Origin of the sequence: Sorangium sp. So ce185, from assembly GCF_051526825.1 — a bacterium.
In the GTDB taxonomy this organism is placed as follows: Bacteria; Myxococcota_A; Polyangia; order Polyangiales; family Polyangiaceae; genus Sorangium; species Sorangium cellulosum_D.
The window spans coordinates 8,027,076-8,041,686 of record NZ_CP150316.1; the positions used below are offsets into that span (position 1 = coordinate 8,027,076).

Genomic DNA, 14,611 nt, shown 5'->3' on the forward strand with positions numbered 1-14,611 from the left:
TCAGGCTACCGCGCCGGGCCGCCCGTCGGCGTCACCCCCGCGAGCAGCGCCATGAGCGCCGATGGCTCGACCGGCTTCAGCAGGTGGTGATCGAACCCGGCGTCCACGGCGCGCTTTCGGTGGGCGTCCTGGCCGTAGCCGGACACCGCGATGAGCGTGCACCGATCGAGCGCCGGCTCGCGCCGCAGCCGCCGCGCGAGCTCGTATCCATCCATCCCGGGCAGGCCGATGTCCAGCACCGCGACGTCCGGTCTGTGCGCCCGCAGGAGCTCCAGCGCCTCGAGCCCGTCGTGCGCGACCACGACGTCGTGTCCCCACCGCTTCAGGGAGACGGCGAGCAGGTTGGCCGCATCGTGGTTGTCGTCCACCACGGCGATGCGCAGCCGCGCACCGCCCGCCGCCGGCTCGCGCTCGCGGGCGCCCGCCGCCACGACCTCTCCGCGCACCGCCGGGAGGCGCACGATGAACTCGGCCCCCTGCCCCACCCCCGCGCTCACGCACGAGCACGACCCGCCGTGCAGCTCGACCAGGCGCCTGACCAGCGCGAGGCCGACGCCGAGCCCGCCCCGGGAGCGGTGCAGGGACCGATCGCCTTGCACGAAGACGTCAAAGATATACGGTAGGAGCTCAGGGGCGATGCCGACCCCGTCATCGCGCACCGAGACGACCACCTCATCGTGATCGCCGCGCGCCAACAGCCAGACGTGACCGCCCGGCGGCGTGTACTTGGCAGCGTTATTCAGCAGGTTGCAGAAGATCTGCTCAAGGCGCGTCGCGTCCCCCTGCACGGGCGGCAGGTCCCCCGCGATGGAGAGGTGGAGCTCGTGCCGGCCAACCTCGATCAGCTTGCGGCTGGTCTCGACGGATCGCTGGAGCACGCGCGAGACGTCGACGAGCTCGATGCGGAGCGAGATCTTTCCCTGGCTGATCCGCGCCACGTCCAAGAGATCGTCGACGAGCCGCGCCATGTGGCGGACCTGGCGCTCCACCACCTGAGCGGCGTACCCGGCCTCCGGGTCTTCTTCAGGCGTGCGCAGGAGGGTCGTGGCCGTGAGGATCGCGGCCATCGGATTGCGCAGCTCGTGCGCGAGCATGGCGAGGAACTCGTTCTTCCGGCGATCGGCCAGCACGAGCTCCGCGAGGCGCTGCTCCGCGAGCCGCTCTAGCGCACGGCGCTCGGCGATCGCACGGAAGACCAGCACGGCGCCGATGACCTCGCCGCTCGCGTCCCGGATGGGCGCCGCGCTGTCGTCGATGGGCGTCTCGCCGCCGCCCCGCGTCACGAGCAAGGTGTGGTTGGCGAGCCCCACGATGCGCCCTTCCCGCAGCACCCGCCCGGCGGGGTTCTCGATCGGCTCTCGCGTCGCCTCGTGGATGGCGTGGAACACCTCCGTCACCGGCCGACCGGTCGCCTCGCCCTCGGTCCAGCCGGTGAGCTGCTCCGCCACGGGGTTCATGAAGACGACGCGCCCGTCGACGTCGGTCGCGATCACCGCATCTCCGATGCTGACGAGGGTCACCCGCAGCCACTCGCGCTGCCGGTCGAGCTCCCGGCTGGCGCGCCGCTGGGCCGTGATCTCCCGCCGCAGGTGCTCGAGCGTGCGGTTGAGCTCCACGAACGCCGAGAGCGCGGCCTGCTCGTGCACGAAGCGGAGCACGACGATCCCCGGCTGACCCTCCGACGAAGGGCGCACGACCGCGCCCTCGACGCGATAGCGGCGGCCCTGGTGGAGCGTGAGCGTGCCGATCGTCGGCTGGCGCACGCGCGCGCTGCGCCTCAGCAATCCCTCCACGTGCTCCCGCGCGTCGGAGCAGAGCGCGAAGAGGGCCTGACCCTCGCTCGCGCCGCCGAACGCCTTACGGGCGCTCTGGTTCGCGGCGACCACGAGCCCGTCGGTCGACACGAGCAGCACAGGCTCGGGCAGCACGTCGGCGAGCTGGCCGAAGCTGAGCATCCACATGCCGCGCGCTTATCCCTTGAAATACTCCTGACCTGCCGGCGCGTCGTCGTCAAGCGGCGGCTTCAGGTGCACGACGACGCGGCAGCCGGCGTGCCCCTGCGCGATCGACTCCTCGATGACGACGCGCGCATAGCCCAGGTTCTCCGCGGTGATGACGCCGAAGACGTTCGACGTCATCATGCACAGCGCCTGCCGGTCCTTCACCAGTTCGCCGAACGGACACGCGCGGTTGCCGAGCACGAGCTTGTCGTCGCTCTCCTCGATAACATAGAAATCCCCCTGGATCCGCCGCTTGAGGTCCACCAGCACCTGGGCGACCTGCTCGCGTGTGAGCGCCTCGGCCCGGAGCCCCGACCGGTACTGCTCGTTGAGCCTGTCGCCGATCTTCTGGCCCACGATGCTCACGAACCCCGACGCTTGATCGAGGCCGACGACTTCCTGCAACGTGCCGGCGAGCTCGCGCAGGAGCTGCCGCAGAAAACGATCTCTATCGAGCTCTACAGGTAACCGCCGTACGGCCTCTGCTGCGCTGCTCATCGGGAAGCCCTCCTCATTACCGGATGCACGTCTGTGTCTACCATGCGCTGCCCCGGCCAACCGAGGCGATGACCAGCGCCGAGCCCCGACCGACCATGACACAGGAAATTCGTTGCTGCACAAAAAAAGCCGACCCGCGTCGCGTGATGCGGAGATCCGGAGCCCGGCGACCTCGCGCTGCAGGCGCCGCCGAGACAGCGGCGCGACACCTTCGCCGGCGCACGAGGCGTGCGACGCGCAGGCGCGCATTCGGTTCCAGCGAGGCGCTCGAAGCGCAGATGCCCAGGGGCCGAGAGCAGGAATCGAGATCGGCGCAGGAGCGCTCGCTCGGTCCGGTGCGCACACCGCAGCTCGGGTCCGACGACGGCGAGCGCGCCCGCGTTACGTCAGGAACTGATCGGCGATGACGGCGAGAACGTATCTCCCCGCGTTCTCCATGGCTCTATCGAAACAGGGCCAGCTGGTATAAACAGAGACAGGCGCGTCGAGCCCAGGGGGGGCCTGCGGAGATCGATGCGCAGCTCTACAGCACAGCCCTGTGGGTGAGTCTCCCCAGCGAGCGAGGTCTATGAACACGCAAGCGACCGCGCAGCCTTCTTTCGAGTTGTTCTTCGAGGCCTGCCAGCACCCCTTCTGCGTCGTGACGGCCGAGGGCCGCCTGGTGAAGTGGAACGCGGCGTGCGCGCGGGCGCTCGGCCGGTCCGCCCCTGATCTCACCGGCAAGCCGCTCGACGAGATCGTGGTCGAGACCGATCGCGCGCAGGTGCGCTCGACGCTCGGCGGCCTCTTCCCCGGCCCCTCGACCGCGGATCTCGAGTGTCGCGTGCTCGGCAGCGACGGCTCGACGCGCCTGCTCGCCCTCCGCGCCTCGACGTACGATCGCGGCGACCTCGCGTACGGTGTCTTCGAGGACATCACCGGCAGGCCGCGCCGCGCGGCCGGGCCCCTCCTCGCGGAGGAGGTGTATCAACAGATCCTCGATGCCATCGAGGACATGGTCCTCGTCAAGGGCCCGAGGTCGCGGGTGCTCTGGGCCAACAAGGCGTTCCGCGAGCTCTACGGCATGACCAACGCCGAGCTCCGCGGCCTCATCGACTCTCCGCGCAGCGAGCCGGACTTCACGCAGCAGTACGTGAGAGACGACCTGTACGTGTTCGAGACCGGCAAGCGGCTGGTCATCGACGAGGAGCCGGCCGCGCGCCACGACGGCGCGATCCGGACGCTGACCACGGTCAAATCGGCCCTGCGGGGCGAGGGAGGCCAGGTGATCGGCACCGTCGGCGTCTCGCGGGACATCACGGACAGCCGGCGCGTCGAGCGGGACCGGGAGCTGCTGGCGCAGGCGATAGGCGCGGCCTCCCAGGGCATCCTCGTCGCGGCGAGCGCCGCCGAGGAGCTGCCCGTCACGTACGTGAACGCCGCCTTCGCGCGCCTGTCCGGGCGGCCCGTGGCCGAGCTCCTGGGCGCCTCGTTCCTGCGGCTCGTGGGCGGCATCGCCGACGCGGCCGCGGCCGAGCAGCTCGCGCGCGCGGTCGCCGAGCGCCGGGAGGTCTCGGTCGAGTTCCCGGCGGAGCGCGACGGCGGCGCGCGCGCCTGGATGCGCATGGCGCTCACCCCGGTGCGCGACGCGTCGGGGCAGGTGACGAGCTTCGTGGCCATCCAGGCCGACATCACGGCCGAGCGGGAGCGGCAGCGGCACGAGCTGGCGCTGAAGGAGCAGCGGCACCTCATCGAGCGCCAGCGGCGGACCATCCAGGCCCTGGTGACGCCGATCATCGAGATCTGGGACGGGGTGCTCACGATGCCGATCATCGGCGTGGTCGACAGCGTCCGCGCGGCCGAGATGATGACCGCGCTCCTCGAGGCCGTCAGCGCGAACCGGGCGCGGTTCGCCATCGTGGATCTCACCGGGGTCGACGTCGTGGACACGGCGACCGCGAACCACCTGCTCAAGCTGGTGCGGGCCGCGCGCCTGCTCGGGACCACGTGCGCGCTCTCCGGCATCTCGCCGGCGGTGAGCGGGACGCTGGTGGGCCTCGGCGTCGAGCTCGGCGAGCTGCGCACGTTCAGCACGCTGCGCGCCGCGCTCCGCCACGTGCTCGGCCAGCTCGGGGTCTCGGTCGTCCGGGCGCGCGCGTGAGCCGCGGCGCGCCCGGCGCGCGAGGCCCGGGCGACCCGGAGCTCGGCGGCGCGTCATGCCTCCTGAAGCGCACATCGGTCGAGCTCGCCGGCCGCGGCCCCGTGGGTGCGGCCCCCGGCGCTCGGTTGCGGTAAGCTGCGCGCGACGCGCGGCTGCTTCCTGGCGGCGCTCGAGTCAGAATCTGCCCTCTCGCCCCGGCAAGAGCACTCTTCATGGCCGATTTGAACGATCCCGCGCGCCTCGCCGAGCTGCACCAGGTGCTGCTGCGCGACGACGCGGACGCCATCCTCGACACCTGCGTCCAGCGGGCGACCGAGCTCGCGCAGACGCCGATGGCGCTGGTGAGCTTGATCGTCCGCCACATCCAGCTGTTCCGCGCGCACCGCGGCTTGCCGCCGGAGCTGTGCGTGAGCTGCGCCACCTCGCGGAGCAACTCGTTCTGTCAGCTCGTGGTCCGCCACGAGGCGCCGCTCGTCGTCGAGGACGCCCTGATGGACGAGCGCGTGCCCAAGGAGCTCGTCGAGCGGTATGGCATCCGCGCCTACGCCGGGGTGCCCATCCGGGTGCGCCAGCACGTGGTCGGCTCGTTCTGCGTGCTCGACGTCGTGCCCCGCGGGTTCGGGCCGCGCGTGGTCGAGGGCCTGAAGCAGCTCGCCGCCGAGGTCGGCGCGCGGATCGAGGCGATGGAGAGCGACGCGCCGCCGCCGAGCCGCACCTTGAAGGAGCGGCTCGCGCGGTTCGAGCAGAGCGCGCGCCTGCTGGAGCACGCGCTCGGGGCGATCGCTCCGGTGCTCGCCGAGGCGCAGAGCGCCGCGGCGACGCTGGCGGAGGCGCCGCCGGCGGCGCTGAGCCTGGACGACCTGCGCGCGGCGGTCGACTGCTATCGGGACATGTTCGCGATCGCGACGGAGCTGGCCGAGGACGCGATGCTGATTTCGCGCTCGTTCCCGGCCGAGACGGCCTCGGAGATCGCCCTGGCGACGCGCTCGCTGGCGCGGGACATGGTCGAGATCGGCCCGCTCGTCCGGCTGGCCGAGGGCGTGCTGCAGGGCACGCTCGGCGAGGGGGTCGCCGCCAGGGCGGCGCACGTCGTGCGGGACGCGTTCGCGGCGCACGAGACCGCGTCCGCCGCGGTTCGCCGGATCATCGCCACGGTCGAGCGCGCCCGCGCAACGGAGGTGTGGTGAAGGGCAGAGCGTACCAGCTGCTCCGTTCGTGCCTCGGCGACAAGGACCCTCCGAGCGCGCGCAATGCGTTCATCTATGCGCGGATCATCATGCGCGCGCGCGTGGTGCCCGAGGAGATCACGCCCGCGCTCGACGACCCCGAGGTCGAGCGGCGGCTGGAGCACGCGCTGGAGGAGATCCTCCGCCGCGCGTAGGGGCGCGGGCGCTCGCGCCGCGCGGGGCCGGGCAGGGCGCGGGACCGAGCGTGGGAGGCGTGTGCGGCCCTGTGCGGCCTGTGCGGCCTGTGCGACCTGTGCGACCGAGTCGACGAATCTCCTACTTTCGCCTTCACCCTTCGGGGCGGTCCTGCTATGCAGCGAAGCCATTCTTCGTCGCTGATGCGCCTGCTTGATGCCCATGGCTCGACGCCGGGCGCATCGGTCGAGATGCCTTCCTTGGAGAGGACCATGAGCCACGACGTGACGACTGGGTTGTTTGCTGGGCCGAGGTGGACGCGCGGCTTTCTGCATCTTGCGTTGCCGGCGATGATGCTGCTCGGCTGTGATGGCTCGTTGGGAGACTTGGCCTCAGGGGGCGGCAACTCGACGGCATCGACGTCCTCGGGGGGCGGCGACGACGCGCCGACGTCGACCTCGGCGTCCACGTCGGCCTCCTCGGGGAACGGCATTGGCGGCGACGGCGGCGCTGGCGGCATGGGCGGCGCTGGCGGCACCGGCGGCGCTGGCGGCACCGGCGGCGCTGGCGGCACCGGCGGCGACACGTCCGCGTCGGCCTCCTCGGGTGGCGGCTCCGGCGGCGGCGACGCGTCAACCGCCGCGTCCACGTCGGCCTCCTCCGGCGGTGGATCGGGCGGCTCCGGCGGCGACGCGTCGGTGTCGGCATCGTCGGGTGGCGGCACCGGCGGCGCGGGCGGCGGCGATGCTTCCACCGTAGCGTCCACGTCGGCCTCCTCGGGCAGCGGCGATTCGTCGACGTCCGCCGTGACCTCCGCATCGGCCTCCTCGGGCGGCGGCGCCGGCGGCATGGGCGGCGCCGGCGGCATGGGCGGCACCGGCGGCATGGGCGGCGGCGATTCGTCGACGTCCGCCGTGACCTCCGCGTCGGCCTCCTCGGGCGGCGGCGCCGGCGGCATGGGCGGCGGCGACGCGTCCACCTCGAGCGTGACGTCCACCTCGAGCGCCGTGACGTCGACGACGTCGACCGGGACGGGACCCGCCACGGGAACGCCGGTCGAGCGGCACGGCCGCCTGAAGGTGATGGGCAACCGTGTCGTCGACGAGTACGGGGCAGGGCTCCAGCTCAAGGGCATGAGCATGTTCTGGAGCATCTGGCAGGGAGAGAAGTTCTACAACGCTTCCGCCGTCAACACGCTCGTGGACGACTGGGATGTGACCATCGTCCGCGCCGCGATGGCCGCCAGCGCGGAGGGGCTCGGCTACGTCCACACCCCGGAGGCCGAGAAGAACAAGGTCCGAGCGATCGTGAACGCCGCGATCGCCAAAGGGATCTACGTGATCATCGACTGGCACGATCACGAAGCGATCCGGAACAAGGACGCAGCGAAGCGCTTCTTCGGGGAGATGGCCGCGGAGTACGGCGACGAGCCCGCGGTGATCTTCGAGATCTTCAACGAGCCGGACTACGAGAGCTGGGCAGAGGTGAAGTCCTATGCGGAGGAGGTGATCGGCGTGATCCGCACCGCCGGCTCCGACAACCTCGTGATCGTGGGGACGCCGACCTGGTCGCAGGACGTGGACGTGGCCGCCAGGAACCGGATCACGAGCGACGACAACGTCGCTTACACGCTGCACTTCTATGCCACGTCGCACCGAGATGCGCTGCGCACCAAGGCGTCGAACGCGCTGGCCGCGGGCCTGCCGCTGTTCGTGACCGAGTGGGGCACCTGCGAAAACACGGGCAGTGGCTCGCTCGATTTCGGCGAGGCGCAGCGGTGGCTCGACTTCCTGGACAGCCACCAGATCAGCTGGCTCAACTGGTCCATCGTCGACAAGAACGAGTCCTGCGCCGCGCTGAGGCCCGGGGCGAGCGCGGGCGGCCCGTGGTCGGATGGGCAGCTCACCGAGTCGGGGCGGTGGGTCAAGGAGAAGCTCCGGGCGCCTTGACCCGGGTGGCGGAGCGGAGCGTCGCTCCGAGGAGAGCGCTCCGCCGATGGCCGTGCTGATGCGGATCGCGCGGCGGCCGATGGCCGGCGGGCGCTGGAGCTCCCGGGGCGCGCTCGCGGCGACGTCCGCGTGAGCGAGGATGCGGCCGCTGAGCCTACCGCGCCCTCGAGAACGATGCGCTCCAGGTCGGCGCCACGTCGGCGATGATCTCCCTGAACCGCGGGGGGATGTCCGAGAGCTCGGTCATTTGCTGGATCGTGAGCACCTCGTCGCTCCCGAACCCGACAGGGCAGCGCAAGGCCCATGCGATCGCCTCCTCCTTGGAGCTCACCTCGATCAGGTAGAAGCCGCCGACCAGCTCCTTCGTCTCGACGAAGGGACCGTCGAGGACGGTGCGCTTCCCCCCGGAGATCCCGACGCGGGCGCGGGCTCCGCCGGGGTTGAGCCCCTCGGAGGCGATCAGCACGCCGGCCTTCATCATTTCCTCGTTGTATTTCATGTACGCGGCGAAGAGCTCCTCGTCCGGAGGGCCATCCGCGTCCGCCTTGGTTTCGTTGGTGCCCGGTGCTGCGGTGATGATGAATCGCATCGTCGTGTCTCCTTCCGATGGGACGCAGGCGCCCGGGCGATCTCGACCGGCTGAGCCGTGCCACTGCCGTCACGACGAACCAGAGGACGCGCGATCGACAGGGCGGGCGAGGTTTTGTTCGACGCCTACAGAATAGCGCGGTGAAAGAATTTTGCTGCGACACTGTTGGCGGCTCAGATCGCCTCAACCTGGGTCGGGTCCGGCCACCTCAACCTGGGTCGGCCACCTCAACCTGGGTCGGGTCCGGCCACCTCAACCTGGGTCGGGTCCGGCCACCTCAACCTGGGTCGGCCACCTCAACCTGGGTCGGCCACCTCAACCCGGGTCGGGTCCGGCCGGCCACCTCAACCTGGGTCGGGTCCGGCCACCTCAACCCGGGTCGGCCCCGGTCGTCGGCCCGCTACAACCCATCCACGAGCGTCTCGCCCCCCGTGATGTCCAACACCGAGCCGGTCACCTGCGGGTTGGTCATCAAGAACACCGCCGCGTGCCCGATGTCCTCCACGGTCCCCATGCGCCGGACAGGCATGGCCGCCCGCACCCGCTCCCGGAGCTGCTCGCGCGCCGCATCGTCGAGAAAGCTCCACATCTCGCTGTCGGTGTACCCCGGACGGATCACGTTGACGCGCAGCGGGCCAAGCTCGATCGCCAGCCCGCGCGCCAACGTCTCGAGCGCCGCAAACGTCGCCGACACCATCGACGCCCCCGCGCGGGGTCGAACCGCCGCGCCGCCCGTCAGGAACGTGATCGAACCGCCGGCGCGCATCCTCGGCGCCGCGTAACGGGCGCAGGCCCAGCTCCCGAAGAACTTCGCATTCATGTACCGCTGCGCCCCCGCGACGTCCTGCTCGAGGAACGCCCCCCACGAGCCAGGCTCCGGCGCGGCGCTGATCAAGAGATGATCGAGCGCTCCAATCCGCTCGAACATCGCCTTCACCGAGCCCTCGTCCGTCACATCCACCGTCTCGTGCCCGACGCGCGCGTCCCCCGGCGCCCCCGCCGCGCGCTCCGCCCTCGGCCGCCGCCCCGCCGCGATCACCTCCGCTCCCGCCCGCGCCGAAGCCCTCGCCGCGCCGAGCCCCATCCCGCTCGTGCCGCCGACGATCACGACACGTCGGCCCTCGAGCGAGCCCTCATGTCCTTTCGCTTCCATGATCCCCCTCAGATCGCCACGAAGCCACCGTCGACGGTGAGCGTGTGGCCCGTCATGTACGGGTTGGTCATCAAGAACTCGATGGCATGCGCGATGTCCTCCGGCTGGCCGAAGCGCCGGACCAGGAGGTCCTTCTCGGCCCACGCCTTCATCTGCTCGCGCCGCCCAGCGTGGATCGCCGTGTCGACCACCCCCGACATCAGCACGTTGACGCGGATCGGCGCGAGCTCCAGCGAAAGCGCCTTTCCGAAGCTCAGGATCGCCCCGCTCGCCGCCGCCAGCACCGAGAACCCCTCGCGCGGCGGCTTCACCGCCGACGCCCCGGCCACGAGCGTGACCGAGCCGCCCTCGCGCAGGCGCGGCGCCGCAGCCCGCAGGACGTTCACGAACCCGCGCAGCTTGTCGAAGCTGCGCTCGACCTGCTCGCCGGTCATCGCGCCTATCGGCGCTCGGCTCGCGAGCTCGTCCGCAACCGCCGTGAGCACGAGGTGATCCACGGCCTCGATCGACCCGATCACGCGATCGACCGCGCCAGGATCCAGCATGTCCATGGCGATGGCGCGCCTCGTCCCGATGACGCTCTCCGCCGCCTCGTCGAGCCTCGACCGCGATCGGCTGAGCATGACCACGCTGGCGCCCCGCGCCGCCGCCGCGCGCGCCGCCGCGAGCCCGATCCCCGAGCTCGCGCCCACGACCACCACCGTCTGATTCGACAGCTCGCTCATCGTCCTTCCCTCCGGATCTCCAGCACCGCCTTGCCCGCGACCCGCCGATCGAGCAGCGCCGCCGCCGCCTCCGGCGCGCGCTCCCAGCCGCCGCGAAACCCGATCTGCGGATCCAGCGCTCCACGCTCGAGCAGCGAGGCGAGGTACGCGATGTCGAGCCCGAAGCCGGCGCCCACGACGAAGACCTCGACGCGCCTGTCCCCCGCGCGCCGCCGCTCCTGCTCGAAATCGATGGTGCTCGGCTCGCGCGACGCCATGCCGATGCTCTGCACCGAGCCGCCGCGCTCGACGAGGCTCAGCGCCTTGGCGAGCTGCGCGCCGCCGACGTTCTCGAGCACGCCGAAGACAGGCTCCCTCACCTCCGCCAGGTCGACCACGATCTCGTCGGCGCCGAGCGCGCGCAGCCCCTCGGCGCGCGCGGCGCTCCCCACCGCGGCCACGACGTGCGCGCCGGCGCGGCGCGCGAGCTGGACGGCGTAGCGGCCCACGCCCCCCGACGCGCCCGTGATGAGCACGCGCCGCCCCACGACCGGCCCGAGGGCGCGCAGCGCGCGCAGCGCCGTGACGCCCGCCACCGGCACCGTGCTAGCCGAGCCGAGGTCGACCGCGTCCGGCACCACGCCGAGCTCGGACGTGTCGACCGCGCGGAGCTCGGCCCACGCCCCGCTCCGACCGAACGACGCGACGCGCGTCCCCTCCTTCGGCCCAGAGCCGTCCGCCGCGGCGCGGACGACCACGCCCGCGGCGTCCCACCCCGGCACCTCCCCGGGCTCGCGCATCTCGCCGAGGAACGCCACCTCCCCGAAGTTCAGCGATACCGCGTGGACCTCGACGAGCGCCTGCGAGGGCGCCGGCTCCGGCGGCGGCACGTCCGCGAAGCGAAGGCCACGTGGCTGGCTGGGGTCATAGACAAGTGCACGCATCGTGTTTCATGCCTCCTGCCCCGCAGCGTGGAGCCGCCGCCGCGGCCGTTCCATGCTACTTTGTCGCCGATGCATGACCGTTCGTCCGGCGAAGAGGCGCTCTCCCCCGACGCGCTGAGCGAGGTCCTCCAGGACCTCCGGCTCTCGGACGGCACCTACGGCCGCTGCGAGCTGACGCGCCCCTGGGGCATCGATCTCCCGCCGGTGGCGCAGGCGCGGTTCCACTTCGTGGTCTCCGGCGACTGCTGGCTGCGCGCGCCGAAGCGCGGCTGGATCCTGCTCCACGCCGGCGACGTCGCCCTCCTGCCGCGCGGGACCGGCCACGCGCTCGCGGACAGGGCGCGCGGGCGCGTGACGCCGCTCGACGAGATGCCGCTCGAGGAGATCGGCGACCGGGCCTACGCGATGCGCGCGGGCGGCGCCGGCGCGCGGACGATCCTCGTGTGCTGCAGCGTGACCTTCGCCCAGCCCGCCGTGCACCCGCTCCTCCAGCTGATGCCCCCGATGCTCCTCGTGCGGGGCGGCGGCGCGGAAGACGGGGTGTTGCCCGTGCTCCTCGACGCCATGGCCGACGAGGTGCTCAGGCGCCGCGTCGGCGCCGCCACGGTGATGACGCGCCTCGCCGACGTGGTGATCACGAGGGTCGTCCGCGCGTGGGTCGAGTCCCGCAAAGAGGACGCGGACGGCTGGCTCGCCGCGATACGAGATCCCCAGATCGGCCGCGCGCTCGCCGCGATCCACCAGCGCCCCGGCGACCCGTGGTCGGTCGAGTCGCTCGCGGACGTCGCGAAGATGTCGCGCTCCATCTTCTCGGAGCGGTTCGCGGCGCTGGTCGGCGCGCCGCCCGCGCGCTACCTCGCGCGCTTTCGCATGCACGTCGCGAGCGGCTGGCTGCGCGACGACCGCGTGACCGTCGCCGAGGCGGCCGTGCGGCTCGGCTACGACTCCGAGGCGGCCTTCAGCCGCGCCTTCAAGCGATTCGCGGGCGTGCCGCCGAGCTCGCTGCGCCGGCAGGGCCGCGACGAGGGCTCCCGGGCGTCGCGCGCCAGGGCTCCCTGAAAAAGCAGGCACGAACGACACGACAGCCCGCGCTGGCAGCGGGCGTGAGGAGAATCAGGATGTCTCTTGAAAGATGGTTGATCGCGCTGTTCCTCGTGCTCCTCCCCTCGTGCGCCGCGGGCGCCAAGGCGCCCCCGCCGCCGCAGGCGGGGCCGGAGCCCCCCGAGGACGTGCGGCTCTACGCGCTCGACTGCGGTCGCGCCGAGATCGCGGACATGAGCGCCTTCGGGGACGAGCCCCGGGCCAGGGAGCTCGTCGCGTCGTGCTACGTCATCCGGCACCCGCGCGGCACCTTGGTGTGGGACACCGGGATCGACGACACGATCGCCCAGACGAAGGGCGGCGTCGTGCACGAGCGCACGGGGATCCGGTTCCGCGTCGACACACCGCTGCGCGAGCACCTGAGAGCGCTGAACCTCTCGCCCGCCGACGTGGACTACGTGGCCTTCTCGCACCTGCACGTCGATCACGCGGGCAACGCCAACCTGTTCCCCTCGTCGACGTGGATCCTGAACCGCCGAGAGCTCGAGTGGGCGACGGCGACCCCGCCGCCGCCGACCGTCGAGCCGGAGCTCTTCTCGGCCTACCGCAGCGCGAAGCTGAAGCTCCTCGACGGCGAGGCGGACATCTTCGGCGACGGCGCCGTGAGGATCGTGCCGACGCCCGGGCACACGCCGGGCCACCAGAGCCTCGTGCTCCGGCTCAAGCGCGCGGGGACGCTCGTCATCTCGGGGGATGTCTGCCATACCCACGCCAACTGGCAGCATCGCCGGGTGCCTCCCTTCAACACCGATCGCGAGGAGTCCGTCCGCTCGATGGAGCGCCTCGACGCGCTGATCGGCGCCGCCCATGCCCGCTTCGTGGTGCAGCACGAGCCCGACGACCTCGCGGCCCTGCCTCGGTTCCCCGCCTTCCTCGATTGACCACCGCGCGTCCGCCAGAGCGCGGCGCGCCGGCAGAGGCGCCTCGCCTGTCCGCCCCGGCGTAGAACGGCCCTCGGGGTCCCTCTCAGATCAGCGTCGTCAACGCGCCTCGCAGGAAGTCGCGCGCGACGACGACATCGTGGACCTCGTCCGGGCCGTCGGCGATGCGCGCGGACCGGGCGAAGCGGTACCAGAGCGAGAACGGCATATCCTCGCTGTATCCGAGCGAGCCGTGCATCTGGATCGCGTCGTCGAGCACCTGGCAGAGGAGGCGCGCGACGTGGTTCTTCGCCATCGACGCGTAGGGGCGCGCCTCCTTCTCCTTGCCTTGCTCGAGCAACGCCGCGCAGTGCAGCGTCATCAGGTTGCCGGCGTGGATGCCGGACGCCGCGTCGGCGAACTTCTTCTGGATCATCTGGTGGTGAGCCAGCGTCTTGCCGAAGCTCTCCCGCGTGAGGACGTAGTCGCGGCACATCGCGAGCGCGCGGTCGGCCCAGCCGAGCCAGCGCATGCAGTGCGTGAGGCGCGCCGGCACGAGGCGCCGCTGCGCGAGGAGGAAGCCCTCGCCGACGCCGCCGAGGACCGCGTCGTCGCCGACGCGCACGGCGTGGAAGCGGAGCTCGGCCTCGCGGTGCGCGAGCATCGGCGGGCTCATCACGGGGATGTCGCGCACGTGCTCGACCCCCTCGGCGCGGCGATCGACGACGAACATCGTCGCGCCCGTGCGCGGATCGTCCGACGTCCGCGCCATCACGATGAGGAACGCCGCGTCGCCGCCGCCGGTCGTGTACCACTTGTGGCCGTCGATCTTCCACCCGCCGTCGATCCGGGTCGCCGTCGTGCGCAGGTTCGACGGATCGGCGCCGGCGCCGGGGGCGGGCTCGGTCATCGAGAACGCGCTCGTGACCTCGGCCCGCGCGAGCGGCGCGAGGTACTTGGCGCGGATCGCGGGCGAGGCCGCCTTGAGCAGGAGATCCATGTTGCCCTGATCCGGCGCGTCGCAGTTGAAGCAGGCCGCGCCGAGCGGAGAGCGGCCCATCTCGCGAAAGAGCGCGCACATGCCCATGACGCCGAGCCCGAGCCCGCCGTGCTCCACGGGCAGGTGCGGCACGAAGAGCCCCTCGGCGCGCGCGCGCTCGCGGAGCGCCGTCAGCGTGTCCTTCCGCCCTGCGCGGTCCTCCTCGAGGATCGCGCGCTCGTTCGGGATGACGTGCGCGTCGACGAACGCGCGCACGCGGCCGCGGAGCTCGGCCAGCTCGGGGGGCAGATCGAAGGAGATCGTCACGGCGGC

Annotated in this window: 13 protein-coding genes; 6 read left to right on the top strand and 7 right to left on the bottom strand. The window is 71.9% G+C overall.

Going from position 1 to position 14,611, the window contains the following annotated elements:
• Positions 1-5: 5 nt before the first annotated feature.
• Positions 6-1,961 carry an ATP-binding protein gene (locus WMF26_RS29380; RefSeq protein WP_437995383.1) on the bottom strand — a complete coding sequence of 652 codons (1,956 nt, stop codon included), beginning with the start codon at positions 1,959-1,961 and terminating at the stop codon, positions 6-8.
• A 9-nt stretch (positions 1,962-1,970) separates the two neighbouring features.
• A complete protein-coding gene (locus tag WMF26_RS29385; RefSeq protein WP_437949487.1) occupies positions 1,971-2,498 on the bottom strand; it encodes a methanogen output domain 1-containing protein in 528 nt (175 codons plus the stop codon).
• A gap of 568 nt (positions 2,499-3,066) precedes the next feature.
• Here WMF26_RS29385 and WMF26_RS29390 point away from each other — a divergent pair.
• The 4 genes from WMF26_RS29390 (at position 3,067) to WMF26_RS29405 (ending at position 7,948) form a co-directional block, all read left to right on the top strand.
• Positions 3,067-4,638, top strand: a complete 1,572-nt coding sequence (locus WMF26_RS29390) for a PAS domain-containing protein (RefSeq protein ID WP_437995384.1) — start codon at positions 3,067-3,069, stop codon at positions 4,636-4,638.
• A gap of 212 nt (positions 4,639-4,850) precedes the next feature.
• Positions 4,851-5,825: a GAF domain-containing protein gene (locus WMF26_RS29395; RefSeq protein WP_437995385.1), complete on the top strand. Its 975-nt coding sequence runs from the start codon at positions 4,851-4,853 to the stop codon at positions 5,823-5,825.
• Positions 5,822-6,019, top strand: coding sequence for a hypothetical protein (locus WMF26_RS29400; protein WP_437331716.1), 198 nt, complete (start codon positions 5,822-5,824; stop codon positions 6,017-6,019). The genes WMF26_RS29395 and WMF26_RS29400 overlap by 4 nt, the downstream gene beginning before the upstream one ends.
• A gap of 357 nt (positions 6,020-6,376) precedes the next feature.
• Positions 6,377-7,948 (top strand): glycoside hydrolase family 5 protein, encoded by a 1,572-nt coding sequence (locus tag WMF26_RS29405; protein ID WP_437995386.1) that lies wholly within the window; start codon positions 6,377-6,379, stop codon positions 7,946-7,948.
• 154 nt (positions 7,949-8,102) lie between these two features.
• Here the strand turns inward: WMF26_RS29405 and WMF26_RS29410 are convergent, their stop codons facing one another.
• The 4 genes from WMF26_RS29410 to WMF26_RS29425 form a co-directional block, all read right to left on the bottom strand.
• Positions 8,103-8,537, bottom strand: a complete 435-nt coding sequence (locus WMF26_RS29410; RefSeq protein ID WP_437949493.1) for a YciI family protein — start codon at positions 8,535-8,537, stop codon at positions 8,103-8,105.
• Between the two features lie 400 nt (positions 8,538-8,937).
• Entirely contained in the window at positions 8,938-9,690 is a 753-nt protein-coding gene (locus tag WMF26_RS29415; protein WP_437995387.1) for an SDR family oxidoreductase, read from the bottom strand.
• Positions 9,691-9,698: 8 nt separating this feature from the next.
• Positions 9,699-10,415, bottom strand: coding sequence for an SDR family oxidoreductase (locus WMF26_RS29420; RefSeq protein WP_437995388.1), 717 nt, complete (start codon positions 10,413-10,415; stop codon positions 9,699-9,701).
• The gene (locus tag WMF26_RS29425) at positions 10,412-11,338 is read right to left on the bottom strand and encodes a zinc-binding dehydrogenase (protein ID WP_437995389.1); all 927 of its coding nucleotides are present in this window, start codon (positions 11,336-11,338) and stop codon (positions 10,412-10,414) included. Before WMF26_RS29425 ends, WMF26_RS29420 begins: the two co-directional genes overlap by 4 nt.
• A 69-nt stretch (positions 11,339-11,407) precedes the next feature.
• Between WMF26_RS29425 and WMF26_RS29430 the strand changes: the two genes are divergently transcribed.
• Together WMF26_RS29430 and WMF26_RS29435 are read left to right on the top strand one after the other, a co-directional pair.
• Positions 11,408-12,397, top strand: coding sequence for an AraC family transcriptional regulator (locus tag WMF26_RS29430; protein ID WP_437995390.1), 990 nt, complete (start codon positions 11,408-11,410; stop codon positions 12,395-12,397).
• A gap of 59 nt (positions 12,398-12,456) precedes the next feature.
• Positions 12,457-13,320 carry an N-acyl homoserine lactonase family protein gene (locus WMF26_RS29435; RefSeq protein WP_437995391.1) on the top strand — a complete coding sequence of 288 codons (864 nt, stop codon included), beginning with the start codon at positions 12,457-12,459 and terminating at the stop codon, positions 13,318-13,320.
• A gap of 85 nt (positions 13,321-13,405) precedes the next feature.
• On the opposite strand, the gene WMF26_RS29440 is transcribed toward WMF26_RS29435, so the two are convergent.
• Positions 13,406-14,605: an acyl-CoA dehydrogenase family protein gene (locus WMF26_RS29440; protein ID WP_437995392.1), complete on the bottom strand. Its 1,200-nt coding sequence runs from the start codon at positions 14,603-14,605 to the stop codon at positions 13,406-13,408.
• Positions 14,606-14,611: the final 6 nt, after the last annotated feature.

Coding starts and splice junctions, on each gene's coding strand:
- WMF26_RS29410 (WP_437949493.1), bottom strand. CDS start 8,537: ATGCGATTCATCATCACCGCAGCACCGGGCACCAACGAAACCAAGGCG.
- WMF26_RS29380 (WP_437995383.1), bottom strand. CDS start 1,961: ATGTGGATGCTCAGCTTCGGCCAGCTCGCCGACGTGCTGCCCGAGCCT.
- WMF26_RS29385 (WP_437949487.1), bottom strand. CDS start 2,498: ATGAGCAGCGCAGCAGAGGCCGTACGGCGGTTACCTGTAGAGCTCGAT.
- WMF26_RS29390 (WP_437995384.1), top strand. CDS start 3,067: ATGAACACGCAAGCGACCGCGCAGCCTTCTTTCGAGTTGTTCTTCGAG.
- WMF26_RS29435 (WP_437995391.1), top strand. CDS start 12,457: ATGTCTCTTGAAAGATGGTTGATCGCGCTGTTCCTCGTGCTCCTCCCC.
- WMF26_RS29395 (WP_437995385.1), top strand. CDS start 4,851: ATGGCCGATTTGAACGATCCCGCGCGCCTCGCCGAGCTGCACCAGGTG.
- WMF26_RS29425 (WP_437995389.1), bottom strand. CDS start 11,338: ATGCGTGCACTTGTCTATGACCCCAGCCAGCCACGTGGCCTTCGCTTC.
- WMF26_RS29420 (WP_437995388.1), bottom strand. CDS start 10,415: ATGAGCGAGCTGTCGAATCAGACGGTGGTGGTCGTGGGCGCGAGCTCG.
- WMF26_RS29415 (WP_437995387.1), bottom strand. CDS start 9,690: ATGGAAGCGAAAGGACATGAGGGCTCGCTCGAGGGCCGACGTGTCGTG.
- WMF26_RS29430 (WP_437995390.1), top strand. CDS start 11,408: ATGCATGACCGTTCGTCCGGCGAAGAGGCGCTCTCCCCCGACGCGCTG.